This window comes from Neptunicoccus sediminis (assembly GCF_001719615.1).
GTDB classification, from domain to species: domain Bacteria; phylum Pseudomonadota; class Alphaproteobacteria; order Rhodobacterales; family Rhodobacteraceae; genus Amylibacter; species Amylibacter sediminis.
This window is the reverse complement of sequence record NZ_MDVX01000011.1, coordinates 108321-131669: the sequence shown is the minus strand read 5'-3', so window position 1 is coordinate 131669 and position 23349 is coordinate 108321. Positions and strand designations below refer to the sequence as shown.

General features: G+C 58.7%; 22 protein-coding genes. 12 read left to right on the top strand and 10 right to left on the bottom strand.

Going from position 1 to position 23349, the window contains the following annotated elements:
- Window positions 1-8 precede the first annotated feature (8 nt).
- The 5 genes from panC to BFV97_RS11725 form a co-directional block, all read right to left on the bottom strand.
- Window positions 9-854 (bottom strand): pantoate--beta-alanine ligase, encoded by an 846-nt coding sequence (gene panC, locus BFV97_RS11745; RefSeq protein ID WP_069300560.1) that lies wholly within the window; start codon window positions 852-854, stop codon window positions 9-11.
- Entirely contained in the window at window positions 851-1690 is an 840-nt protein-coding gene (panB, locus tag BFV97_RS11740; protein ID WP_069300559.1) for a 3-methyl-2-oxobutanoate hydroxymethyltransferase, read from the bottom strand. Before panB ends, panC begins: the two co-directional genes overlap by 4 nt.
- Window positions 1691-1770: 80 nt before the next feature.
- Window positions 1771-2166 (bottom strand): Cu(I)-responsive transcriptional regulator, encoded by a 396-nt coding sequence (cueR, locus tag BFV97_RS11735; RefSeq protein ID WP_069300558.1) that lies wholly within the window; start codon window positions 2164-2166, stop codon window positions 1771-1773.
- A 10-nt stretch (window positions 2167-2176) separates the two neighbouring features.
- Window positions 2177-4690, bottom strand: coding sequence for a heavy metal translocating P-type ATPase (locus tag BFV97_RS11730; protein ID WP_069300557.1), 2514 nt, complete (start codon window positions 4688-4690; stop codon window positions 2177-2179).
- 88 nt (window positions 4691-4778) lie between these two features.
- On the bottom strand, window positions 4779-5453 hold the full coding sequence (locus tag BFV97_RS11725; RefSeq protein ID WP_069300556.1) for a GntR family transcriptional regulator: 675 nt from the start codon (window positions 5451-5453) through the stop codon (window positions 4779-4781).
- A 239-nt stretch (window positions 5454-5692) separates the two neighbouring features.
- On the opposite strand from BFV97_RS11725, the gene BFV97_RS11720 reads away from it, so the two are divergent.
- Window positions 5693-7111, top strand: a complete 1419-nt coding sequence (locus BFV97_RS11720) for an NCS1 family nucleobase:cation symporter-1 (protein WP_069300555.1) — start codon at window positions 5693-5695, stop codon at window positions 7109-7111.
- Window positions 7112-7141: 30 nt separating this feature from the next.
- Here BFV97_RS11720 and BFV97_RS11715 read toward each other — a convergent pair whose 3' ends face one another.
- Genes BFV97_RS11715 through BFV97_RS11705 form a run of 3 tightly spaced genes read right to left on the bottom strand, consistent with a single transcriptional unit; the run spans window position 7142 to window position 9206 of the window.
- Window positions 7142-7840 carry an aspartate/glutamate racemase family protein gene (locus tag BFV97_RS11715; RefSeq protein ID WP_083225615.1) on the bottom strand — a complete coding sequence of 233 codons (699 nt, stop codon included), beginning with the start codon at window positions 7838-7840 and terminating at the stop codon, window positions 7142-7144.
- Window positions 7801-8469, bottom strand: a complete 669-nt coding sequence (locus BFV97_RS11710; RefSeq protein ID WP_069300553.1) for a flavin reductase family protein — start codon at window positions 8467-8469, stop codon at window positions 7801-7803. The genes BFV97_RS11715 and BFV97_RS11710 overlap by 40 nt, the downstream gene beginning before the upstream one ends.
- Before the next feature lie 44 nt (window positions 8470-8513).
- Window positions 8514-9206, bottom strand: a complete 693-nt coding sequence (locus BFV97_RS11705) for a GntR family transcriptional regulator (RefSeq protein ID WP_069300552.1) — start codon at window positions 9204-9206, stop codon at window positions 8514-8516.
- 254 nt (window positions 9207-9460) lie between these two features.
- Here BFV97_RS11705 and BFV97_RS11700 point away from each other — a divergent pair, with 254 nt between their 5' ends.
- The 8 genes from BFV97_RS11700 to BFV97_RS11665 all read left to right on the top strand — a co-directional run bounded on the left by BFV97_RS11700 (window position 9461) and on the right by BFV97_RS11665 (window position 18893).
- Entirely contained in the window at window positions 9461-11032 is a 1572-nt protein-coding gene (locus tag BFV97_RS11700; RefSeq protein WP_069300551.1) for an ABC transporter substrate-binding protein, read from the top strand.
- 72 nt (window positions 11033-11104) lie between these two features.
- Complete coding sequence (locus BFV97_RS11695; protein ID WP_069300550.1) at window positions 11105-12076, top strand: ABC transporter permease; 972 nt, start codon at window positions 11105-11107, stop codon at window positions 12074-12076.
- Window positions 12073-13014, top strand: coding sequence for an ABC transporter permease (locus tag BFV97_RS11690; protein ID WP_069300549.1), 942 nt, complete (start codon window positions 12073-12075; stop codon window positions 13012-13014). The genes BFV97_RS11695 and BFV97_RS11690 overlap by 4 nt, the downstream gene beginning before the upstream one ends.
- 26 nt (window positions 13015-13040) lie before the next feature.
- Window positions 13041-14237: an amidohydrolase family protein gene (locus tag BFV97_RS11685; RefSeq protein WP_069300548.1), complete on the top strand. Its 1197-nt coding sequence runs from the start codon at window positions 13041-13043 to the stop codon at window positions 14235-14237.
- Complete coding sequence (locus tag BFV97_RS11680; protein WP_069300547.1) at window positions 14237-15709, top strand: chlorohydrolase family protein; 1473 nt, start codon at window positions 14237-14239, stop codon at window positions 15707-15709. Before BFV97_RS11685 ends, BFV97_RS11680 begins: the two co-directional genes overlap by 1 nt.
- A 1-nt stretch (window position 15710) precedes the next feature.
- A complete protein-coding gene (locus tag BFV97_RS11675) occupies window positions 15711-16724 on the top strand; it encodes an ABC transporter ATP-binding protein (RefSeq protein ID WP_245667729.1) in 1014 nt (337 codons plus the stop codon).
- A complete protein-coding gene (locus BFV97_RS11670) occupies window positions 16721-17731 on the top strand; it encodes an ABC transporter ATP-binding protein (RefSeq protein WP_069300546.1) in 1011 nt (336 codons plus the stop codon). Before BFV97_RS11675 ends, BFV97_RS11670 begins: the two co-directional genes overlap by 4 nt.
- 229 nt (window positions 17732-17960) lie before the next feature.
- A complete protein-coding gene (locus BFV97_RS11665) occupies window positions 17961-18893 on the top strand; it encodes a GlxA family transcriptional regulator (RefSeq protein ID WP_245667727.1) in 933 nt (310 codons plus the stop codon).
- A gap of 13 nt (window positions 18894-18906) precedes the next feature.
- Here the strand turns inward: BFV97_RS11665 and cls are convergent, their stop codons facing one another.
- Window positions 18907-20343, bottom strand: a complete 1437-nt coding sequence (cls, locus tag BFV97_RS11660) for a cardiolipin synthase (RefSeq protein ID WP_069300544.1) — start codon at window positions 20341-20343, stop codon at window positions 18907-18909.
- The gene (locus BFV97_RS11655; RefSeq protein ID WP_069300702.1) at window positions 20334-21047 is read right to left on the bottom strand and encodes an endonuclease/exonuclease/phosphatase family protein; all 714 of its coding nucleotides are present in this window, start codon (window positions 21045-21047) and stop codon (window positions 20334-20336) included. The genes cls and BFV97_RS11655 overlap by 10 nt, the downstream gene beginning before the upstream one ends.
- Window positions 21048-21425: 378 nt before the next feature.
- Here BFV97_RS11655 and BFV97_RS11650 point away from each other — a divergent pair, with 378 nt between their 5' ends.
- The 3 genes from BFV97_RS11650 to BFV97_RS11640 all read left to right on the top strand — a co-directional run bounded on the left by BFV97_RS11650 (window position 21426) and on the right by BFV97_RS11640 (window position 23344).
- Window positions 21426-21890, top strand: a complete 465-nt coding sequence (locus BFV97_RS11650) for a hypothetical protein (protein ID WP_069300543.1) — start codon at window positions 21426-21428, stop codon at window positions 21888-21890.
- 99 nt (window positions 21891-21989) lie between these two features.
- On the top strand, window positions 21990-22424 hold the full coding sequence (gene rnk, locus BFV97_RS11645) for a nucleoside diphosphate kinase regulator (RefSeq protein ID WP_069300542.1): 435 nt from the start codon (window positions 21990-21992) through the stop codon (window positions 22422-22424).
- Window positions 22421-23344, top strand: coding sequence for an HAD-IIA family hydrolase (locus tag BFV97_RS11640; RefSeq protein ID WP_245667725.1), 924 nt, complete (start codon window positions 22421-22423; stop codon window positions 23342-23344). Before rnk ends, BFV97_RS11640 begins: the two co-directional genes overlap by 4 nt.
- Window positions 23345-23349 lie beyond the last annotated feature (5 nt).

Genomic DNA, 23349 nt, shown 5'->3' with positions numbered 1-23349 from the left:
GGCAATTTTCAAGTGGCAGGGATCGCAATATTGTCGATCAACCGCACCCCGTCCAGCCAGACCGCGATGAACAGACGGGCAGGGCGGTCTGCGGTTTCTAACGGGTCGAGGCCCTCTGCGCTGCGCAGTTCCAGATAGTCCAGCGTGCCAAATCCGGCCGCCTTTAGCTTTTGCTGCGCATCCGGCAGAAGCGTTGACAGCGGGGCGCCCTGTGACAGTTTTCCGGCCATGTCCTGCAAGACGTGATGCACCACAGGGGCGACCTTGCGGGCCTCTGTTCCAAGCCGCAGGTTGCGCGACGACATAGCCAGACCGTCCGGTTCGCGCACGGTTTCACAACCGATAATTTTCGTTTTCAGGTCAAGATCCTTCGCCAGCCGCGTCACCACCTGAAGCTGCTGGTAATCCTTTTCCCCGAAAAACGCCTCATCCGCTGCGGTCTGCAACAACAGTTTGGACACAACCGTTGCCACACCGTCAAAATGCCCTGGTCGGGCCGCACCGCACAGGCCCTCGCTTACGCCGGAAACAGAGATGTTGATGGCAAACCCATCGGGGTAGATCTGGTCGGGGTCGGGAATATAAAGCACATCCACTGCAAACGGTGCGAGCTTTATGGCGTCGCTGTCCTCGGTACGGGGGTAATTCTCCAGATCGTCGGGATTGTTGAACTGGCGGGGGTTCACAAAGAGGGTGACAATCACCCTGTCGGTCTTGGCTTTTGCCTCTCCAACAAGGGACAGATGCCCAGCGTGCAGGGCGCCCATCGTAGGGACGACGCCAATGGTTTCTCCCCCGCGCAACCATTCATCGGTGAGCGTGCGAAGCGCGGCTTTACTGCGGATAATTCTCATTCGGTGGGGTCTTTTTCTGCGGTTTTGTCGGAAAATACATGTTCTGCGGCTGGAAAGGCGCGGCTGCGCACCTCTTGCGCATAGGTACTGATTGCTGTGCCGGCGTCTTTTGCAAGATGGGCGTAGCGTTTAACGAACGCAGGTTTGAAAGCGTCAAACAGGCCGAGCATGTCGTCGATCACCAGTATCTGCCCGTCACATCCCGCCGAAGCCCCGATGCCCACGGTCGGGATCGGGATTTCTGCGGTGATCCGGTCTGCGAGTGCGGCGGGTAGTTTTTCCAGCACCACTGAAAAAGCCCCTGCATCGGTAACGGCTTTCGCGTCTTTCAGGATACGGTCGGCATCCGCGCCCTTGCCCTGCACGCGGTAGCCGCCAAGGGCGTTTACGGATTGGGGCGTCAGGCCGATATGGGCCATGACCGGAATGCCGCGATCCACCAGAAAACGGATTGTTTCGGCCATATGCTGCCCACCTTCCAGCTTGACCGCGCCACAGCCGGTTTCTGCCATCAGCCGCGCCGCGTTGCGCAGGGCCTGTGCGGGGCTTTCCTCGTAGCTGGCAAAGGGCATATCCACCACCATCAGCGCACGGTTGACCCCGCGCGCAACAGCCTGTCCATGCAGGATCATCATCTCCATCGTCACCGAAAGGGTTGAGGGAAGACCGTGCAGCACCATACCTACACTGTCGCCCACCAGAACCAGATCGCATTCGGCATCGGCCAGTTGCGCAACGGGTGTTGTATAGGCGGTCAGGCAGACCAGAGGGGTCTTGCCCTTCCGGTCCCGAATATCGGTAGCGGTCAAAGATTTCTGCGGGGCTGACTGGCTCATGTCCGTCCTATGGTTGCTTTGGCTGCGGTCGTTTAGAATATTCTTGCGCCTGTGGCAACGGTTCTGAAACTTTGTTGCCGCTATCCGGTCGGAAAATCCTCCAGTTTTTGCAGGATCGGACAGTCGGGACGGGAATCCCCTGCACAATCGCGCACCAGATCGGACAGGGTGTTGCGCATGGCTTCCAGATCGGCAATCTTGGTTTCGATCTGCGCAAGATGATCCTTGGCAATCGCGCGCACATCTGCACTGGCCCTGTCCTGATCCTCCCACAGCGCGAGGAGCGCGCGGCAGTCTTCGATCGTGAAACCCAACGCGCGAGAGCGGCCCAGAAACACCAGTTTATGCACGTCGCTCGGCCGGAAAGCGCGGTAGCCGTTGGGGTCCCGAAGGGGTTTGACCAACCCGATGTCTTCGTAATAGCGGATGGTTTTAGCGGGCAAACCCGCCTGTTTGGCAACATCTCCGATATTCATCACGCGGCTCCTATTGCGCGGCGGCAGGCACGAGCGCCTGCTGGCCGGTTTCGGTTTTTGTGTGGTCGCGCAGCGCCGGTGTGATCCAGCGCAGGCGCAGGGCGTTTGCCAGAACAAACACGCTCGACAAGGCCATTGCACCCGCGGCAAGCGCGGGGGACAGCAACCAGCCGAACAGTGGGTAGAACACGCCTGCGGCCACAGGGATCAGCAACCCGTTATAGCTGAAGGCCCAGAACAGGTTCTGACGGATGTTTGTCATGGTGCGCTGGCTGACGTTGATGGCATTGACCACACCGGCCAGATCGCCGGACATCAAAACCACATCCGCCGCCTCAATCGCGACATCCGTGCCGGTGCCGATGGCAATCCCCACATCAGCGCGGGCAAGGGCAGGCGCATCGTTGATTCCATCCCCGACAAAGGCGACCGGACCATCCGCTTGTGACAAATGCTCTATCGCGGTGACTTTGCCTTCTGGCAGGACTTCGGCCACAACGGTATCAATCCCCAGACGCCGGGCGATGGCATCGGCGGTGCCCTGATTGTCGCCAGTGATCATTGCCACTTGCAGGCCCAGTTCATGCAGGGCGGCAATGGCTTCGGGGGTGCCTTGCTTGATCGGGTCAGAGACTGCAATCACCGCTGCCAGTTGTCCGTCAATGGCCACATAAAGCGGGGTTTTACCCTCTTGCCCCAGCCCGTCACCCGTGGTTTTGGCATCCTCCAGCGCCACAGACTCCCGCGTCATCAAACGGTCGGCCCCGACGAGAACAGACTTGTCGTCAACGCGCCCGCTGATCCCGTAGCCGGTGATTGACTGAAAATCCACAACGGGGGGCAACTCCAGTCCTTCCAGCCGCGCCTTGCGCACGATGGCCTGCGCGATCGGATGCTCGGAACTTGCCTCAAGCGCGGCCACGCTGCGAAGGACCGCAGCGCTTTCGAACCCGTCGGACACAATCAGATCGGTCAGTTCGGGGCGGCCTTCGGTCAACGTGCCGGTCTTGTCCAGCGCGACGGTCTTGACGTCATGCAGGCTTTGCAAGGCATCACCCTGCCGGAACAGCACCCCAAGTTCAGCAGCGCGTCCGGTGCCCACCATGATAGAAGTGGGCGTTGCCAGACCCATCGCACAAGGGCAGGCAATAATCAAAACCGCAACCGCCGCCACCAAAGCATAGCCAAGCGTCGGGCTTGGCCCGAACACCAGCCAGCTGAGAAAGGTCAGCAGCGCCACCGCCATGACAGCAGGCACGAACCACAGGGTTATGCGGTTCACCAGATCATGAATTGGCAGTTTCGCCCCCTGTGCGTCTTCGACCATGCGGATGATCTGGGCCAGCATCGTGTCCCGCCCCACATGGGTCGCTTTGAAGGTCAGGGCGCCGGTGCCGTTCACCGTCCCGCCAACGATCTTGGCTCGGGTCGTTTTTTCAACCGGCACAGGTTCGCCAGTGATCATGCTCTCATCCACAAAAGAGCTGCCCTGTGTCACCACACCATCCACCGGAATTTTCTCGCCCGGCCGTACCTGCAACACGTCACCCGCAACGATGTCCTCTACCGGCAGTTCCACGAACGCGCCGTTGCGCTCTACGCGGGCAGTTTTGGCCTGAAGCGTCATCAGTTTGCGGATGGCTTCCCCGGTGCGTCCTTTGGCCCGCGCCTCAAGACTGCGCCCGAGCAGGATCAGCGTGACGATCACAGCGGCGGCTTCGAAATAAACCACACGGGTGCCTTCGGGCAGCAGGGCCGGCGCAAAGAGCGCGACGGTGGAAAACGCCCATGCCGCGCCGGAGCCGACAGCCACCAGCGCGTTCATATCCGGTGCCCCTTTGAACAGCGCCGGAAAGCCCTTTTGATAAAACACCCGTCCGGGCCAGACCATGACCAGCGTTGTCAGAACAAACTGGATGCTCCAGCTTGTGGTCTGGCCGAGTGTCGCCATGATCCAGTGATGGAGCGCAGGTATGGCATGGCCGCCCATCTCCATCAGGAAAACAGGGGCGGTCAGAACGGCGGCGATCAGGGTCATCCGGCGCAGATGTGCGCTTTCGGCGGTTTTGCGGGCAGTGGTGTCCTCAGCCGCGCGACCGTCATCCACCACGCGGGTTGGATAGCCTGCGTTCGTGCCTGCTTGGGCGATGGTTTCGGGGGCAACGTCAGCCCCAAGAACTTCGATGGTTGCCTGTTCATTCGCAAGATTGACTGTGGCAGCAACCACACCCGGCACCGCAAGCAGCGCCTTTTCTACCCGCCCGACGCAAGACGCACAGGTCATGTTTTCAATGGCAAAACGAAAGGTAGAGGTGCGCGCCGGATAGCCCGTCGCGTCAAGCGCGGCAGCGACATCAGCGGCCTTCAAAGATGTATCAGCCTCAATCCGTCCACTTTCGGCGGCAAGGTTCACTTCGGCAGAGCTGACCCCTGAAACAGCGTTCAGGGCTTTCTCAACCCGCCCGACACAGGACGCGCAAGACATGCCGTCGATGCCGAAACTATAGCTGGTTTTCTGTTCCATGACCGGTCCTCTTTGGTCTGTTTCCCCTGATATGGGGGTTCCAGTCACTGGAGGGTCAAGGCAGATTCGACCGTTTGTGTAAAAAATATCAGGCGGGGATGCCCCACCATTGCAGGGTGCTGCGCAGATGGGACCGGATCGCATCAAGGGTCGCTGTGGTGTCTCTGGCCTCTAACGCGGCGATGATTTGCAGATGCTCCTCCATCGCAGAAACGATCCGGTTGGCCAGAAACGGCCGCGTATTCTGGATCACGGCGATCCGGTTGCGGTTTTCACGGTAAAGCCGCTCTGCCAGTGCAGATGTATTGCCAGCCCCCAAAGCATTATGCAGCGACAGGTCGGTTTCAACCGCGCGGCGGGTGAGTTCGGGCGCCATATCCCCCCGCGCAGCATCGCGCAGGGTTTCATGGGCTTCGCGCAAACTGCCCAGATCCACCTGTTCGGCGCGTTCAATTAACAGCCGCGCCCCTTCGCAGTCAAACATGGCGCGCAGTTCGAGACACTCCCGCGTGGTGGCCGGCCCCGCATCCATGACCATCAAACCCCGTTTGGGCAGGATTTGAACCAGTCCGGCGGACTCTGCCCGCTTCACCGCTTCGCGCACCGACGCCATCGGCAGGTCGAGCTGCTCTACCAGCACGGGCATGGACAGAAACGCACCACTGGGCAAAGCGCCACTGCGTAATCGGTCCACCAGCGCCGCATAGGCGTGATCGGTCATCAGACGGGACGTCGGCAGGGGAGAGGATTTTTTTGGTGTCATGTTACCTCATGTCCTACCACTACGTTTGTCCGTTGATTATCAGGGATAGCCTGAAAGTCTTTCATGAAATTCGGCTATACCCGCATTAAAAGATACTATCTAACATTTTACGTACAGCAACAGGTAAAACTGGCTGATCATATTTCAAGTCAACGGCCGCACAGGGACAGTCGGTCGTCAAAAGACGTTCCGCGTTTTTTGGGGTTTGGCAGGCAACGTTAGAACAGGGAGTTCAGTTTATGGAGACGACAACAGCCGGAAATCATTCGGGCGGCGGGATGCAGGGTGACGCGCTTCGTCCGGTGACACCGCAGGAAAAGACTTGGGGGTCTTTTGCCATTTTTAACATCTGGGCGAACGACATCCAGTCGCTCTTTGGCTATTCATTGGTGGCATCTCTGTTCATTTCCTACGGGGTGAGCGGCTGGACCGCCTTTGCTGCACTGATTGTTGCGGGCCTGATGGTGATGTTTCTGGTGAACCTTTCAGGGGCCGCGGGAGAGAAATATGGCATCCCCTATCCGGTGTTCGCACGGGCGAGCATGGGGACCTCGGGTGCGAAACTGCCCTCTGTCTTGCGTGCGATTGTTGCGGTGTTCTGGTACGGGGTGCAGGTCTATTTCGCCTCGACTGCGGTTGCCTTGCTGATCCGCTCTCTCACAGGGGCCAGCGGCGGTGCGGAGTTTTTGGGGCTCACCGGCATCGACTGGTTGTCTTTTGTCATCGTCTGGGGCTTTCACATTGTCATTTTCTGGCGTGGAATGAACTGGGTTGAGACGTTTCTCAACATTGCAGGTCCGTTCGTTTATCTGGTGATGATCGGTCTTCTGGCGGTGCTTTGGGTCAAAGCGGACGGCCAGCTTTTGTCACAGGCGCAGACGATTTTTGTGAACGAAGACTCCACATGGGGCACAGAGTTCACAGGTTTTGTCGCCATCATCGGCACAATGGTGGCCTATTTCGCCGCTGTTATGATCAACTTCTCCGACTTTTCCCGCTACGCCAGAGACAAATCTGCAATGGTGCAGGGCAATCTGGCCGGTTTGCCGTTCAACATGATTCTGTTTTCCGCGCTGGCCTTGCTGACAACGGCGGGTGCTGCGGTGGTTTACGGGGAAGAGATCATCAACCCGACCGAGATCGTTGCCCGCACGGATAGTGTCCTTTTGGGCGTCATTGCCGCGATCACGTTCTTTGCCGCGACAGTTGGCATCAACCTTGTGGCAAACTTCATTCCGGCGGTGAACGGGATTGCAAACCTGTCGCCCAAGACCATCAGCTTTCGCAAGGCCGGACTGATCACCTCGGCTTTCGCGCTGGTGATCGGTGGTTTGTGGACGGCCTTTATCAGCCAGTTCGGGATCGGTGGATTTGTGAACACGCTTGGGGCAACGCTGGCGCCGCTGTATGGTATTCTGATTGTGGATTACTACATCCTGCGCAAACAGGAACTGAACCGCGACGATCTTTATAACATGGACGGTGGAACCTATCACTATGGCAACGGCTGGAACGAACACGCGCTGGTTGCTTTTGCCATTGCAGCGGTATTCTCCGTAGCCACCGTCTGGGTGCCGGTTCTAAGCCAGCTTTCCGGCTATGCCTGGATCATCGGGTCGTTGCTGGGCGGATTTATCTACTATCTGCGCAGCAAATAAGCGCGGACCTGAAACTGTTGCGGCCCTGTCCTAATGCATGGACGGGGCCGGAACCACAAGCGACGCTACGGCTTTGCCGACGGCAGCTTTGATCGGGTCGATCACTTGCAGGTTTAACTGGCGCTCCATCTCAACTGCCAGACCGCCCATTCCCGCACAGCCCAGAACAATTGCCCGGATTTCGGGATGATCCGCAAGAAGCCTGCGGGCCGATGCGATCAGCCGTTGGTTTGCAGACTCGCGATGTTGCTCAAAGTCGAGAACTGCGATGGTGCTGGCGCGAATGCAGACCAGATGCTCGCCAAGCCCATAGGCCGCGACATTGGCCTGAAGCACCGGAACCGACAGCTCTGACGTGGTCAGAACGGCATAGGGTTGGCCCAGTTCATGGGCTGTCTGCATGGCGGCCTGACCGATACCAATGACATTTCTGTTCGTGGTCTCGGTCAGTCCGGTGTCGTCGAAACAGGCAATCAACGCCAGATCAAATTCGCCCTGCTGCAGAATGTCGAGCGTACCGGGAAGGGCTACCGCGCCATCCGCTGCCCCCTGAATAGAAGGTGGACCGCTGGGATTGGTACAAGTCGTCAGCGTGATGGTGTCGGGCAGATGCTGTCTGGCCTCGGCACCGATCCGCGCTGTCATTTCGGCGGTGCCGTTGGGGTTCACCACCAGCAGATGCGGCGGCATTACAAAGCCACCGCTTTGGGTTGCTGACGGGTACGCCATTCTTCCTCTGACGGGGTGGGCAGGTCAAAGGTCTCAAAGCTGCGGCAATAGCCGTGCCCGCCCATGCGACCCAATGCGTCCAGCGCGGCAGCATCCACGTGGAAGCGCTCGTTTACCAGTCCGGGGCGGGCGTGCATGGCCAGCACCTCGCCCAGAACGATCTCGCGGGATTTGCCGATATTCAGGGTCACATGGCGTTTGCACTCAAACCGGATCGGGGCTTCTGCGATCTGGGGACAGTTCACGAATTCTCCGGGGATCATGGACAGCCCTGCAGCGGTTATTTCATCCACATCGGCGGGAAAATTCACGGCTGTTGTGTTCATCGGATGCAGGTTCGCAAAATCCACGATATTGACAGTAAATTCCTCGGTCACGCGGATGTTGTGGCCGGTATCCTTGAAACGCAGGTCTTCGTGGTTCTCCACCCCAAGCGCCAGAATTGCCGGATCAGAAGACAGGCAGTTGAAAAAGCTGAAAGGGGCCGCGTTGGGGCGGCCGTGTTCGTCCACGGTTGTCACCCATGCTATCGGTCGCGGCACCACGGAACCGATCAACAATTTGTAGCGATCCCGCGCGGCCAGTTGCGAAAAGTCGAAACTGTCTTGTGTTTTGGAAACGGTCTCCATGGAAATCTCCTTGGATAAAATGTGAAAAGGGGGGCTGGCGTGTATTAGCTGTTCGGCGTGACGTAACGGGCGAGAATATCGCTGACGTTGTCTTTGTCGTCGTCATCCGGATTGAGAAGCGCGCGATCCTGCACACCATGCAGATGGTTGTGCATCCGGCGGGTTGCGCGATCCGCATCCCCCGCTTCAATCGCTGCGATAATTTCAGTGTGTTCCTCCAGACCGCATTGGGCGGAATGGGCCTGCGCAAAGCGGGCCAGCACCAAAGAACAACGGGACACAATTTCGTTCACATAATTGGCAAGGATTTTCGATCCGGTCAGTTCCGCCAGCAGGATATGAAATTCCCCTGCCAGCCGGATGGAACGGGTGGTGTCCACATCGAGATACTTCCGCTCTTCGGCCAAATGGGCCTTCAGCGCCTTAACGATAGGTTTGGAATCCATCTTGCACAGCCGCTGCATGACCTCCCGTTCCAGACACTGGCGCATTTCGAAAATATCATGCGCCTCTTCAATCGTCGGGTCTGCAACAGATGCGCCGCGATTGGGCTGGAGATCCACCAGTCCTTCGGCGTCCAGCCGCACCAGCGCATTTCGCACGGTGGTGCGGCTGACGCTGAATGTTTCCCCGATCGAATCCTCTGGAAGTTTCACACCGGGCCTGAGCGCCTGCTCGATAATCGCCTTACGAAGCGAATCATAGACCGGAAAACTGCGTGTCGAAGATTTATACATGTGAACCCTATAGCATATATCCGCCAACATATTGTCAGCGATTTCCGTCATAATATTGGATACAATGATTGAATACAATATTTTATTTTTTTGTAGCCAAATTGAAATTTCCGGTCTAACGTCGCTTGTCATAAGGCCGGATCATGGTTCCTAAGCAGTAAAATAAGGGGCTGTACGCTGTGATAACGGTTTTATTCGTATAACCGTGTATACGATCTGAAAATGATTTGTGTGCAATAACAGGGAGTGAACTTATGAAACTTACGAGGAAACTGCAGAGTATTACCCTTGGCGGACTGGCCGCTGTTCTGCTCGCAACCACCGCCCATGCAGAGACCGTCCGCTGGGGGGCGCCGCGCGATATTGTCTCGCTTGATCCCTATTCTTACGGCGACAGCTACACCATCAACTTTCTGAACAACATCTACGAAGGTCTGGTGCGCTATAACCGCGATCTGGAACTTGAACCGGCGCTGGCGACAGGCTGGGAAGTGGTGTCACCGACCACCTGGCGTTTCACCCTGCGGGAAGGCGTCAAATTTCATGACGGCGCGGATTTCACCGCCGAAGATGTGTTGGCCAGTCTGCAACGTGTGACCGATGAAACCTCGCCGCTGAAAGGAAACCTCCCCGCTTATAAAAGCGCGACGGTGGTTGATGACTACACCATCGACATCGAATTGAACGGTGCTTACCCGCTGTTGCTGAACGACCTGACCAACATCCATATTTTCGACAAGGACTGGCTGGTTGCCAACAATGCCGAAAAGCCGACAGATGTAAGCGCGGGCGTAGAGGGCTACGCAACCTTCAACACCAACGGCACCGGACCTTTCGTGTTGGAATCCCGCACGCCCGAAGCGCAAACCATCCTGAATGTGAACGAGAACTGGTGGGATGAGCCGCAGCACAATCTGACACGCATCGAATTCCAGCCGATTTCTTCTGCGGCGACCCGTGTTGCTGCCCTGCTGTCCGGCGAGGTGGATTTTGTAGACTCCGCCCCTGTGCAGGATCTGCCCCGTCTGGAGGCGGCGAGCAATCTGAAAGTGCTGGAGCGGACCGACCTGCGGACTGTCATGCTGGGGTTCAACCGTCGTGACGAACTGGTGGCGGGGGGTGAAAACCCGCTGAACGATCTGCGCGTCCGTCAGGCCATGCAGCTTGCCGTTGATATGGACCTGATCCAGCAGAAAGTTATGCGGGGCAAGTCCCGCAATGCCGGTCTGCTGGTTGCGCCATCCATTCCGGGCTATTCCGAAGAGCTGGACACGCCAGCCGGATACGATCCCGAAAAGGCCAAGGCTTTGCTGGCCGAGGCGGGTTACGAGGACGGTTTCGAGTTTGATTTCGTCTGCACCAACGAAAGCTATGTCAACGAGGAACAATTCTGTCAGGCCATCGCATCCATGTGGTCCCGTGTGGGCCTGAGCCCGAAGCTCGACATTGGACCGACCGCCAAGCAAACACCCAAACGTGCCAACGGCAAAGCGGATGTTTACACGCTTGGCTGGGCTACGCTGCCGATGCTCGACACCTATTCCATTCTGGTTCAGGTGCTGCATTCCAAAACCGGCAACTCCGGCGTGTTTAACTGGGGCGACTGGTCCTATCCCGAACTGGACAAGCTGACCCAATCCGCCGCAATCGAACTGGACCGCGACACCCGGTTGCAAATGGAAACGGACGCGCTGAAAATCGCCAAGGACGAGGTGATCATGATGCCGCTGCACCAGCAGCCGATGGCTTGGGCCGTGTCCAACACGTTCAGCGATTTCCCACAGTTCCCCGATAACAAGCCACGTATGTGGTATGTAACCAAGTAATTCTCCCGGACTGGGGCGGCGTCCTTCTGCCGTCGCCCCTCTTTTCTAGCTCTCGCAACGGAGACCCTTGCAATGCTGGCTTTTATCATAAAGCGCCTCGCCAATGCCGTTTTTGTCATGCTCTCCGTGACGTTTCTGGCCTTTGTAATCTTTCGCTTTGTCGGTGATCCTGTGGATCAGATGCTGAACGAGCAAGCCACCCAAGAGCAGCGCGACGATCTGCGCGAACGGCTCGGGCTCGACAAACCCTTTCTTGTGCAATTCACCTCTTTCGTCGGACGTGCCGCGACAGGAGACTTCGGAATTTCCTTTCGCAACCAGCGTGACGTGCTGGATATGATCGGGGAACGTTTTCCGGCAACCTTTGAACTGGTGCTGGTGGCGACATTTATCTCGCTGATCGTCGGTGTGCCGATGGGGGTGATTACCGCCATCAAACGACAAAGCTGGTACGCCGAAACCATGCAGTTTACCTCTATCATCGGCATTTCCCTGCCCAGTTTTGTGGTTGGCATCGGGTTGATCCTGGTCTTTTCGGTCTGGCTTGGCTGGTTTCCGGCCTTCGGGCGGGGCGACACGGTGGATCTCGGCTGGTGGACAACGGGGCTGCTGACTCCTTCGGGCCGCATGTCCATTGTTCTTCCGGCACTCTCCCTGTCGCTGTTCCAGATCACTCTGGTCATGCGGCTGGTACGGGCCGAAATGCTGGAGGTTCTGCGATCAGACTTTATCAAATTCGCCCGCGCACGGGGTATTCCCGCCCGCTCCATCCATTTCCGCCACGCGCTGCGCAACTGTTTGATGCCGGTTGTAACCATGACAGCCATGCAGATCGGCGGGCTGATCGCCTTTGCGCTGGTGACGGAAACCGTCTTTCAGTGGCCGGGTATGGGGCTGCTGTTCATTCAGGCCGTGACCTTTGTGGATGTGCCGATCATGGCCGCCTACCTGTGTATCGTCGCCCTGATCTTTGTTGTCCTGAACGCAATCGTAGACATGACCTATGCGGTGATTGATCCCCGCCTGAGAGGAGCCGAAAAATGAGCGATCAAACCTCTGTCAAAGCTGTGCCGACACGAATGGAACGTTTCTGGGACAGTGATCTGTGGTGGTCTTTCAAATCCCACAAATCCGCAGTCGGGGCCGCGATTGTGCTGTTGCTGGTGATCATCACGGCCTTTCTGGCGCCTGTTCTGTCCCCGCAAAACCCCTATGATCTAGCGGCCCTGGAACTGTGGAATGCCGAACTTCCGCCCATCTGGATGGAAGGCGGTCAGATGCCCTTCCTGTTGGGAACGGATGTGCAGGGCCGCGATATTCTGTCGGGTATTCTCTATGGTACGCGGATTTCGATTGTCATCGGTATCGCCTCTGTTGCGGTGTCGCTGGTGGTTGGCATCGGGTTTGGCCTGATGGCGGGCTATTATGGCGGCTGGATTGACAATGTGCTGATGCGGATTGGCGATGTGCTGTTGTCGATCCCGATTGTTCTGGTGGCAATCCTTGTCAGCTCCGTCGCGCAGCAGTTCCTGCCCCCTGCGTTCCGTGAAGTGGGCGTGGCTGCTGTTCTGGTGCTGGCCATTGCGATGTATTCATGGGTGCAATACGCCCGTGTGGTCCGTGCGCAAACGATGGTGGAGCGGCGCAAGGAATATGTCATGGCCTCACGCCTTGTGGGGACTCCGGCGCGGCGTTTGATGCTGAAACACATCCTGCCCAACACGCTGACGCCGATCTTTGTGGCGGCGACGCTAAACTTCGGTCTGGCCATTCTGATTGAGGCGACCCTGTCCTTTCTGGGTGTGGGGATGCCGCCGAACCAGCCCTCGCTTGGGACATTGATCCGCGTGGGCAACCAGTATCTGTTCTCGGGGTCGTGGTGGATCGTGCTGTTCCCTTCCATCCAGCTTTGCATTCTTGTGGTGGCTGTAAACATGCTGGGTGACTGGCTGCGCGACGCGCTGAACCCGAAATTGCGCTAAGCGCAAGCGTTCTAAGGAAAAAGACTATGAATAACCTGATGATTAAAAATCTGCGTATCCTTGACGGAGAGCCGACCGACCTGCTGATCGAAAACGGGCGGATTGCGAAAATTGCACCGGATCAGGAGGCAGGCACCACGCCAGTAGAAGACGCAGGCGGGTGTATCGCGATCCCTGCTTTGACCGAGGCGCATACCCATCTGGACAAATCCCTGCTCGGCTATCCGTGGTATCATAACGATGTTGGCGGCGGAAATCTGATGGCGATGATCGACAACGAACGCCAGATGAAAACCCGCCTTGGCATGGACCCCCATGTGCAATCCATGCGCCATGCCTTGCAGACCGCCGGATATGGGGCAACCCTGATCCGCAGCCATGTGGATATTGATACCACCGGCGGATTGCGCGCGCTGGAAGGGGTGATGGAGACCGCCGAAAAGCTGGCCGATGTGGTGGAGATCCAGACTGTCGCCTTCCCGCAATCCGGTCTGATGATTAGTCCGGGTACAGCGGAACTGTTGGACGACGCGCTGAGAATGGGGGCTGATCTGATGGGCGGGCTGGACCCTTGTGGCGTGGATCACGACCCGAAGGGGCATCTCGACACGATCTTTGCACTGGCTGACAAACACGGCAAAGGCATCGACATCCATCTACACGAACGGGGCGAACTTGGCGCGTTTTCCATGGAGCAAACCCTTGATCGGGCGGAGGCTTTGGGCATGAAGGGCATGATCACGATTTCCCATGCCTTTTGTCTCGGGATGCCGGATCAGGCGCGGGTCGAAGGCTTGTTGGAACGGCTGGCGGCACTGGATGTTGCGATCATGACCACCGCGCCCGCCAGCAGTCCGGCTCCTCTGGTTAAACAATTGCAGGCGCATGGTATTCGCATCGGGTCCGGCAATGACGGCATTCAGGACACCTGGGGGCCTTATGGTAACGGCGACATGCTGGAGCGGGCGAAATTTGTCGGGCTGCGGAACAACCTGCGGTCTGACAAGGAAATGTATCAGGCGCTGGATATTTGTGCTGGTGGCGGGGCAGTAGCCATGGGCAAGGAACGGCGCACGCTGGAAGTAGGCGCGCCGGGGGATCTGGTTCTGGTGGAAGGTGTTGCGGTTGCCCATGCCATCGTGTCCCACACACCGCGCAAACTGGTGGTGAAAGCGGGCAGAGTTACCGCCCGTGACGGTGCCACGCTGATCGAGGCGCCGTAATGCGCTTTGACGATCTTCCCCTCGGGCAACGTCCCGCAGGCCGCTGGAGCCTAACAGCCGACTGGATCGTGGTGGACACGGATCAGGGTCGCCGTCTGGTTCACGGCGGCGAGGTTGTAATTGAAAACGACCGGATCCTCTTTGCCGGAAAACGTTTTGACGGAGAGGTCAGCGCCCGTTTTGACATGGGCGCGGCGCTGGTCGCCCCCGGTTTCGTCGATCTGGACGCCCTGTCTGATCTCGACACCACGCTGCTGGCCCATGACAACTGGCCGAGCGAGAAAAAGGGCCGCGTCTGGCCCCAGTCCTATGTGGATCGCGGCCCCTATGAGATGTATTCGCCCGAAGAACTTGTGGCGCAGAAACGCTTTGCCTTCGGGCAGCTGCTGTTGAACGGGATAACCTCTGCCGCGCCGATTGCGTCCCTATTTTACCGCGAATGGGGTGAAACCGTGGCCGAGTTTTCTGCCGCCGCCGATGCCGCGCAGGACATGGGCCTGCGGGTCTGGCTTGGCCCTGCGTACCGCGCGGGCGGAATGGTGGTGGATGAAACCGGCGCCATGCACGCCCGATTTGACGAAGACCGCGGATTGCAAGGGCTGGACGATGCGATCGGTTTTGCGCAGTCCGTGCAGGGCCGCGATCTCGTGTCCCCGATGCTCGCGCCCGATCGTGTAGAAACCTGCACGCAGACCCTGCTGGAACGCACAATGGCCGCGGCAGAGGATCTGGATTGTCCGGTACGCCTGCATATGGCGCAGGGCATGATGGAACTGCAAACCGTGCAGTCGCTGCACAACAAAACCGCGCCGCAGTGGTTGAACAGCTTTGACGCCCTGTCACCCCGACTGCTCGCACCCCACGGGACTGTGGCGGATGACACCGATCTTGCGCTCTACCGCGATAACGGTGTTACCGTGATCCATTGTCCGCTGGTTGCAGCCCGTCACGGCGGTGCGCTGCGCTCTTTCGCGCGGCTGCGGGACATGGGGATAAACCTTGCCATGGGCACCGATACGGCACCGCCCGACATGGTGCTGAATATGGCGGTGGGGATGATGGCCTGCCGGATGCAGGACGGCCATACCTCGATCACCTCGGCAGAGATGTTCGATGCGGCGACCCTGAACGGGGCCAAGGCGCTGCGCCGTGACGACATCGGCGTGCTGCGGGCTGGGGCCAAGGCGGATATTGCTGTGTTCGACATGGCGGACAGCTACATGGCGCCGCGCATTGATCCGGTGCAAACCCTGATCCTTGGCGCAACGGGCCGTGTAACACGGGCAACCATCGTGGACGGTCGCCTGTCCATGCGCAACGGCGATGTGGCTGGTATCGACATGCAAGCCGCCCGCGCCGCAATGCAGGACCAGTTCGACGGACTGGTTGAAAAATATCCCGAACGCACCCTCGGGCATCCGCCTGTTGAGCAGATTTTCCCACCCACCTTTCCCCTGATGAATGGAGACTAGCATGATGGTTCAGCCCATTCCCGTGCCCGAAGATTCGATCAACGCCACCCCTGCGCTGGATGTGCAGGGGCTGAGCGTCGAGTTTCCGACCAGACGCGGGGTTCTGACAGCAATTGACGACGTATCCATGCAGATCGCACCGGGGGAAATCCTCGGGGTAGTCGGCGAAAGCGGTGCAGGTAAATCCATCACCGGACTGGCGGTGCTTGGGCTGCTCGAACATCCCGGCCGCATCGCGCAGGGCGCCATCCATGTGGGGGGGCGCCGCGTCGATACGTTGAGCGAGGCCGAACTGACCAAAGTGCGCGGCCGCGAAATGGGCGCGATTTTTCAGGACCCGCTGACGGCACTTAACCCGCTGTTCACAGTGGGCAAGCAACTGGTGGAAACCATCCGCCTGCACACGCCCCTGTCAAAAGCGCAGGCCGAGGAACGCGCGCTGGAACTGCTGCGCAGCGTCGGTATTCCGGCCCCCGAAGAACGCCTTCGCCAGTATCCCCACCAGTTTTCCGGCGGGATGCGGCAACGGGTTGTCATCGCGCTGGCTCTGGCGGCGGGGCCGCGTCTGATTATCGCTGATGAACCGACCACCGCGCTGGATGTGTCCATTCAGGCGCAGATCACCGCGCTGTTGCGCAAACTGTGTGATGAAACCGGCGTGGGCATCATGCTTGTGACTCACGATATGGGTGTGATTGCGGAAACTGCGGATCGGGTCTGTGTAATGTATTCAGGGCGCGTGGTGGAAAGCGGTCCGGTCAGCGATGTGATCCACAATCCGCAGCATCCCTATACAAAGGGTCTGATGGCCGCGATCCCGAGCCTGCATGACCGTGTAGAGGTTCTGTCGCAGATTGACGGGTCCATGCCTCGTCTCAATGCGCGGCCTTCGGGTTGCGCCTTCCATCCCCGCTGCCCCTATGCGGGAGCAAAATGCGCGGCGCAAAAACCGCCGCTGCAACAGGTCGGCTCCACCCGTGCCGCCTGCTGGTTGCAACAAGGAGGAACAGAATGAACGTCGTTCTAGAAGATACAGCCCCCGCCCTGTCGGTAAGCCATGTCAGCAAGGTGTTTGACGTCTCTGCCCCCTGGCTGAACCGCGTTATCGAACGCCGCCCCAAACTTTATGTCGAGGCGGTTTCCGACATATCCTTTACTGTGGAGAAAGGCACCTGTTTCAGCATCGTCGGGGAATCGGGATGCGGTAAATCCACTGTGGCGCGGCTGGTGACTGGGCTTTATGCCACCACCAACGGCGACATTCGTTTCGGGACAGGGGCCAAAGGCCGCCCGATCAAGGTGCAGATGATCTTTCAGGACCCCCATTCCAGTCTGAACCCCCGCTGGCGCGTCGGGGACATCATCGCGGAACCGATCCGCGAAATGAAACTGCGAGACACAGAGAAGGAAACACTGGATCGGGTGCGCGAACTGCTGGAAACTGTGGGGCTTGGCGCGGATGACGCGCTGAAATACCCGCACGAATTTTCCGGCGGACAGCGCCAGCGGATTTCCATCGCGCGGGCTTTGGCCTCCGAACCCGAACTGCTGGTCTGTGACGAGCCGACTTCGGCGCTGGATGTATCGGTGCAGGCGCAAATCCTGAACCTGATGCGCCGCTTGCAGGACGAACTGGGTCTGACCTATCTGTTCATCAGCCATGATCTGAGCGTGGTGCGCCATATGTCCAACCACATCGCGGTGATGTATCTGGGGCGGATCGTCGAACAAGCCCCCGTGGAGGAGCTGTTTACCAACCCCCAGCATCCCTATTCCAAACTGCTGCTGGCCACGATACCGGACATCGAAAATCCCAAACGCCGCGTAGAGGCGCAGGCCGGAGAGCCGCCAAGCCCGCTCAACCCGCCAAGCGGTTGCGCCTTTCACCCCCGCTGTCCTGTGGCCCTGTCCAAATGCAGCCAGAGCGCACCTGATCTTTGCCCCGTCTCGCCAGAAGGCAAAGTCGCCTGTTTTGTCGCTCAGGCTGCAGAAACGGCGGACCCTGTTCCGGTGGCACTTTAGCCGTCTGAGCCGTGCGGAATGCAGAACAGCCCTTTTGTTGCCGGGGCGAAATGGTGTAGTTTACATCAGACCTGTTCCGGTCTGATGTTTTTAGAAAAGATTTCGCTCCGCCATGTGTCCTGCCTCTCGACAACCTGCCTTTAACGCACCCGTGGACGTTGTTCCTGCGGGGGCTTTCAGCTTTCCTGTAACGCGCGTCAGGGAAACCCGCCGCTTTGGGTTTCTTCTCTTGCCGGAGTTTACGCTGCTGGCGTTCAGCTCTGCGCTTGATCCGCTGCGCATTGCCAACCAGCTGGCGCAAAAACCGCTGTACGGTTGGGTGGTTCTGTCGGAAAGCGGCGATGCGGTATATTCCTCTTCCGGTGTAGATGTGGGGGCGCATGGAGACCTCGACGGGATCACACCGGACATGCACCTCTGGGTTTGCTCGGGTAACAGGGGCACCGAAGTGGCCTCTGAAGCAGTGTTGCAGGCGCTGCGCAAACATGCGCGGTTTGGCGGAAACATGGGCGGCATTTGCACCGGCGCGGCCAGTCTGGCGCGGGCGGGTCTGTTGCAGGACCGCCGCTTTACGCTGCATTGGGAAAACCAACCCGGTTTTGTGGAAACCTTCCCCGAACTGGAACCCACCAGCCGCCGCTTTGAAGCGGATCGCGGGCTTTACACCTGTGGCGGCGGGGCTGCTGCCACCGAAATGATGCTGTCGATCATCCTCGAAGACTACGGTGAGGCTTTTGCCACTGCGGTATCGGATATGTGTCTGAGCGGCGGAGACCTTTCCCCTGCTCGGGAACAGCGCTCTTCTATTGCCAAGGCGATCAATTCCCGTGACCCCAAGGTTCTGGCGGTGTTGCAGGCGATGCAGGCCAATATCGAAGACCCGCTGACACTGGAGGAACTGGCAGAGGAGGGGGAGTTTTCCCGCCGCCAGATGGAACGCCAGTTCAAGAAGCTGTTCGATGAAACCCCTGCCACCGTCTATCGCAATATGCGGCTGGATCGCGCCCGCACCCTGCTGACGGAAACCAACCTGAACGTGACGGAAATCGCGATGGCATCGGGGTTCAGTTCTAACGGTCTGTTTACCCGCCACTACAAGGCCCGTTTCAACGAGACCCCTTACGGCCGGCGCGGCAAGATGCGGGAGGCCAGCGGCAGTTAGGGCGCTGGCGACCCTAAAGGATCGGCCCGATGGTGGCGATAATGTTGTTCCAGATCCGGCGGTGATAGGGCCAGTTCGACACATGGATCAACGTCACCGGATCAGAGCCTGACAGGTAAACCTCCTGACGCTCATAAATTTCACCGGCTAGGGTCTCGTCCTGAAACAGAATGTTGTTTTCAAAGTTGAGGTCAAAGCTGCGAATATCCAGATTGGAAGAGCCGACCAGTCCCAGCCGTCCATCCACCGTTAGTGTTTTGGCGTGTAGCAGGCCGCCCTTGTACTCGAATATTTCACAACCCGCTTCCAGCAGCTTCAGGTAATAGCTTTTGCTGGCCGCGGCGACGATTTTGCTGTCGTTGCGTTTGGGGAAGATCAAAGTGACCTGCACCCCCCGCAAGGCCGCCGTGCATAACGCGTCGAGCACGGTGCCGTCGGGAACGAAATAGGGGGTCGAAAGGATGATCCTGTCGCGCGCACTGGCGATGGCGACGGAAAACAGTTGCGGCGTGGCGCCCCGCCGCTCCACCGGTCCGAAACCCAACGCCTGCGCGGGGAAACCGTCCTTGAACGGGGCAACCGGCTGCACCAGATCGTCGAGCGTTTCCCCCGTGGCCTGTGCCCAATCGCTCACGAATAAAAGCTGGTTCTGCGCCACGATCGGACCTTCAAACCGCACCATAATATCTACCCAAGGGGCGTATCTGGCTTTGACCAGAAACTCCGGATCGGCGTAATTGCGGCTGCCGCAGTAGGTGATTTTACCGTCGATCACTGTAATTTTGCGGTGGTTGCGCAGGTCGAGCCGGCTGGTCAGTATGGTGTGGAGCGGCCTGTCCAACGGCAGCGCCACCGCCAGTTTCACCCCCGCATCCTTCATCCGCTGCCAGAGCGGTGACTTGATCAGCCGCCGCGATCCCAGACCGTCAGCCACCGCGCGACAGGTCACACCCCGTTTGGTGGCGCGGATCAGCGCCTCTGCCAGATCGGTGCCGGTGTGATCCTCAAGCCAGATATAACAGAGCATATGAACGTTGTGTTTTGCCGCGTCGATGTCCGCGACCATGCGCTCCAGCGTTTCGGCACCATCTGCCATCAGCGCTGCGCGGTTGCCGTTGACAGGATAAAACCCGTTGATGGACGCCCCGTAGCGAAACACAGAGCGATACTGCCGCGCGATGTCGGTGTTCACGTCTTCTTCGCGGCCCTTCAGATCTCCGGCGTGGTCATAGATGTTGCGCGTCACCAGCCGCCGCGCCTGTTTTGCCTTTTTGCCCAGGTCGATTTCCCCGAACAGAAAATAGACGGCGCTGCCCCCAAAGGGGACCACGTTCAGCACCACAAACCATGCCAGACGGGCAGGGGGCGAAAGATCGTCCCGCAGCAGGATGCGAAGTGTAAAGATTAATACGATAATCCCGTGGAGCCAGAGAAGGATGTTTACATGCACGTCTGGGATACCTCGGCGTCAATCACCACGGGCAGGTGGTCAGAGGCTCTCGCCGCGAGGGGCGAGTGATGGACATGGCTTGAAAGCTGCCGGATTTCCCCGCGCAGCACAAAACGGTCCAGCGGCGCAGTCGGGCGGGCCGCATGAAAGCTGTTCCCGGGCAGGATCATTTCGGATTCCCGCCCCAGCAGATCACCTGCCTTACCGCCCCGCGCCCACATGTTAAAATCGCCCGCCATCAGCACCGGATGGTCGGCGCGCTCCATATAGGCCCGCAGCGCTGATAGCTGACGGGCGCGGATGCGTCGGGTTAATCCAAGATGCACGCCGATAATTTCCACTCCGGGCTGGGTAAACCGCGCGGCAACGGCACCGCGGGGCTCCAGCGTGGGCAGATGGATGCGGTTGCTCTGTTTCAGGTCCAGCCCTTCCTGACGGTAAAAGATCGCATTGCCGTGCCAGCCGTGGCTGCGGGGCCGGATCGACAGATCGGCCATGACATATCCCAGATCGCTTTTGAGTTGCGCGGCAGGCAGCACGCCGGAGCGCTGGCCGACCCGTTTGTCAGACTCCTGCAGGACCACCACATCGGCGTCGATTTCATGCAGAACCTGCAGGATCCGGTCGGAATCCCGCCGCCAGTCCAGCCCCACAGCCTTGCGGATGTTATAGCTGGCCACACGCAAATGTGTTCGGTTCTGCATCGGCTGGTTCATCGCCCCTTTTCGGTCGTCTCTGGCGCTGTAATGCGTGGCGGACGGGTTTGGTAACTGTTTCAAACTGTTATATAAGTGGTGTTGGCAACAAAGCAATTTTTACCCTTCACCGGCAAAAGCGGCTGGAAAGGCGGAAACTTGGTAGAGTCTCGCCTGTTTTCAGCGGAATCGCCAAGAGCGATTGACTATCGTCCCCCGAATGCCTAGCTTTTTGATATGTTGAACAAAGCTGAACTTTCGCGATTTCCTTTACTCAACCGCTCTTAACCCCGGGCGGCGACGGCGCATGTGCGCTTGCAAGGCTTCCTGGGGCGTTTTCAAACAGCCAGTTATGAAACAGGACGCAAATGCGTCCGAGGAGTAAACATGAGCAATATCCGTCGTCCATCTGTAGCCAGCGTCGATACGCACGGCACCACATCCCGCCTGCCTGCCAAAGTCCCTCCGTTTTCCGGTGCAATCAGTGATCAGGAACACCAGCAGCTTCAGCGTCACCTGCGTCAGTGTGAGACCGGACGCCGTCCGTCGACTCCGCTGATCACGGCCCTTCTGAAGCGCAAGATTTTGGGTGCGCGGGTGCTGGATACTGTGCAGGTCAATGATGCGGTCACGGGTGGCAGCGTGGTCAGCTACACGATTGACGACGGTCCGCAACGCTCCGGTTTGCTTGTGCATCGCGCCAGACCCGGTGTCGGGGGCGGTGTGATTCCGGTGTCCTCAGTTCTTGGGGCAACGTTGATCGGAATGCGCGCTGGTGAAGAAGCCCCCCTGTTGTGTGAAGATGGCACGACAGCAACCCTACGTGTGGAACACGTCAGCCCGACCGCCTGACGCGGCCCCCTTACAACCGAAAAACAACGTTCCGGTGTGGCATGTGCTGCGCCGGATTTTGTCGACTTTAACTTAATACACGATCAAGGAGATCACCCGATGACCCTATCCCCTGCGGCGAGCCGCAAAACCCGCACGCCCCGTGCGCCGAAAATTGTTATCAACGAGGATGAGCTCGGCCATATCGAGGCGCTGGCAGAGGGTGCGCTTGATCGTAACCCTGATCTTGCCGATCGCCTGCTGGGTGAACTGGGGCGTGCGCGGATCGTGAAACCGGCCAAGATGCCGGCCAATGTGGTGTCTATCGGGCGCAAGGTGACGTACCGCGATGAAACCACAGGTCAGGTGAAATCTGTCACGCTCGTCTATCCTGAGGATGCGGATATTGACCGGCAGCGGATCTCTGTGATGACCCCGATTGGCGTGGCCTTGCTGGGGCTTTCCGAAGGGGCCAGTTTCTTTTGGGACACCAGAGGTGATGAGCGTCGGACCCTGACCGTGATCGAGGTTACTGAAAGCGCCGCAGACGCGTGATCGACCTGCCGGATATACAATCGCGGGCGGAATGGGTGTTTCAAACCTACGAAGCCGTGCGCCCGCGATTACCCCAAGTTACCTTTGACACCACCACACCGCAAACCGCCCCGTCACTGGAGCTAGTGGCCGCGCCCTTTGCACTGATCCTGTTTGATGCTTATGGCGTGTTAAACCTTGGCGAAACAGCAATTGCAGGGGCGGCGCAGCGGATTGCAGCGCTGCGGGCGGCGGGAAAATCCGTCATGGTGGTGTCAAATTCCGCTGGCTATCCCAAATCAGTGATGATGGATCGCTACGCCCGTCTGGGCTTTGATTTCACCCCCGAAGAAGTCGTCACCAGTCGCGAGGCATTGCTGCAGTATCTGTCAACCAGCCCTCCGCGCCATTGGGGGGTGATGCTGAATCCGGCCTATGGAACTGTGGAGTTTGAAAACCAGCACATCAGTTTTCTGGCCGATGATCCTGCGCTTTATGATCAGGTCGAAGGCTTTCTGCTGGTCGGGTCGGACGGTTGGACAGACCACCGCCAGTCCCTGCTCATCGACGCAATCGGGCGGCATAACCGGCCTGTCATCGTCGGCAATCCCGACATTGTGGCCCCGCGCGAGAACGGTCTCTCCCGCGAGCCGGGGTATTTCGCCCACGGGCTGGCCGATGCCACAGGGGTAGCACCGGTATTTCTGGGCAAGCCCTTTGACAGCGTGTTTGAACTGGCGCTGGCCCGTCATTCCATACCATTCGATCCGGCCCGTGTCCTGATGGTCGGGGATACGTTGCACACGGACATTCTTGGCGGCGGTTTGATCGGCGCATCGACCGCGCTGGTCACAGGGTTTGGCGTCCATGCCGGCGCTGACCCGCAGGCGCTGATCGCGCGCAGTGGTATCGTGCCGGATTTCATCATCCCGCAGATTTAAGCCGT

Bases quoted from the DNA above. Each gene is read 5' to 3' on its own strand.
- rnk (WP_069300542.1), top strand. From the start codon at position 21,990: ATGACCCTATCCCCTGCGGCGAGCCGCAAAACCCGCACGCCCCGTGCG.
- BFV97_RS11675 (WP_245667729.1), top strand. From the start codon at position 15,711: ATGATGGTTCAGCCCATTCCCGTGCCCGAAGATTCGATCAACGCCACC.
- BFV97_RS11650 (WP_069300543.1), top strand. From the start codon at position 21,426: ATGAGCAATATCCGTCGTCCATCTGTAGCCAGCGTCGATACGCACGGC.
- BFV97_RS11730 (WP_069300557.1), bottom strand. From the start codon at position 4,690: ATGGAACAGAAAACCAGCTATAGTTTCGGCATCGACGGCATGTCTTGC.
- BFV97_RS11670 (WP_069300546.1), top strand. From the start codon at position 16,721: ATGAACGTCGTTCTAGAAGATACAGCCCCCGCCCTGTCGGTAAGCCAT.
- BFV97_RS11720 (WP_069300555.1), top strand. From the start codon at position 5,693: ATGGAGACGACAACAGCCGGAAATCATTCGGGCGGCGGGATGCAGGGT.
- BFV97_RS11725 (WP_069300556.1), bottom strand. From the start codon at position 5,453: ATGACACCAAAAAAATCCTCTCCCCTGCCGACGTCCCGTCTGATGACC.
- BFV97_RS11655 (WP_069300702.1), bottom strand. From the start codon at position 21,047: ATGCAGAACCGAACACATTTGCGTGTGGCCAGCTATAACATCCGCAAG.
- panC (WP_069300560.1), bottom strand. From the start codon at position 854: ATGAGAATTATCCGCAGTAAAGCCGCGCTTCGCACGCTCACCGATGAA.
- BFV97_RS11680 (WP_069300547.1), top strand. From the start codon at position 14,237: ATGCGCTTTGACGATCTTCCCCTCGGGCAACGTCCCGCAGGCCGCTGG.
- BFV97_RS11695 (WP_069300550.1), top strand. From the start codon at position 11,105: ATGCTGGCTTTTATCATAAAGCGCCTCGCCAATGCCGTTTTTGTCATG.
- BFV97_RS11715 (WP_083225615.1), bottom strand. From the start codon at position 7,840: ATGGCGTACCCGTCAGCAACCCAAAGCGGTGGCTTTGTAATGCCGCCG.
- BFV97_RS11705 (WP_069300552.1), bottom strand. From the start codon at position 9,206: ATGTATAAATCTTCGACACGCAGTTTTCCGGTCTATGATTCGCTTCGT.
- BFV97_RS11685 (WP_069300548.1), top strand. From the start codon at position 13,041: ATGAATAACCTGATGATTAAAAATCTGCGTATCCTTGACGGAGAGCCG.
- BFV97_RS11700 (WP_069300551.1), top strand. From the start codon at position 9,461: ATGAAACTTACGAGGAAACTGCAGAGTATTACCCTTGGCGGACTGGCC.
- BFV97_RS11710 (WP_069300553.1), bottom strand. From the start codon at position 8,469: ATGGAGACCGTTTCCAAAACACAAGACAGTTTCGACTTTTCGCAACTG.
- cueR (WP_069300558.1), bottom strand. From the start codon at position 2,166: ATGAATATCGGAGATGTTGCCAAACAGGCGGGTTTGCCCGCTAAAACC.
- BFV97_RS11690 (WP_069300549.1), top strand. From the start codon at position 12,073: ATGAGCGATCAAACCTCTGTCAAAGCTGTGCCGACACGAATGGAACGT.
- panB (WP_069300559.1), bottom strand. From the start codon at position 1,690: ATGAGCCAGTCAGCCCCGCAGAAATCTTTGACCGCTACCGATATTCGG.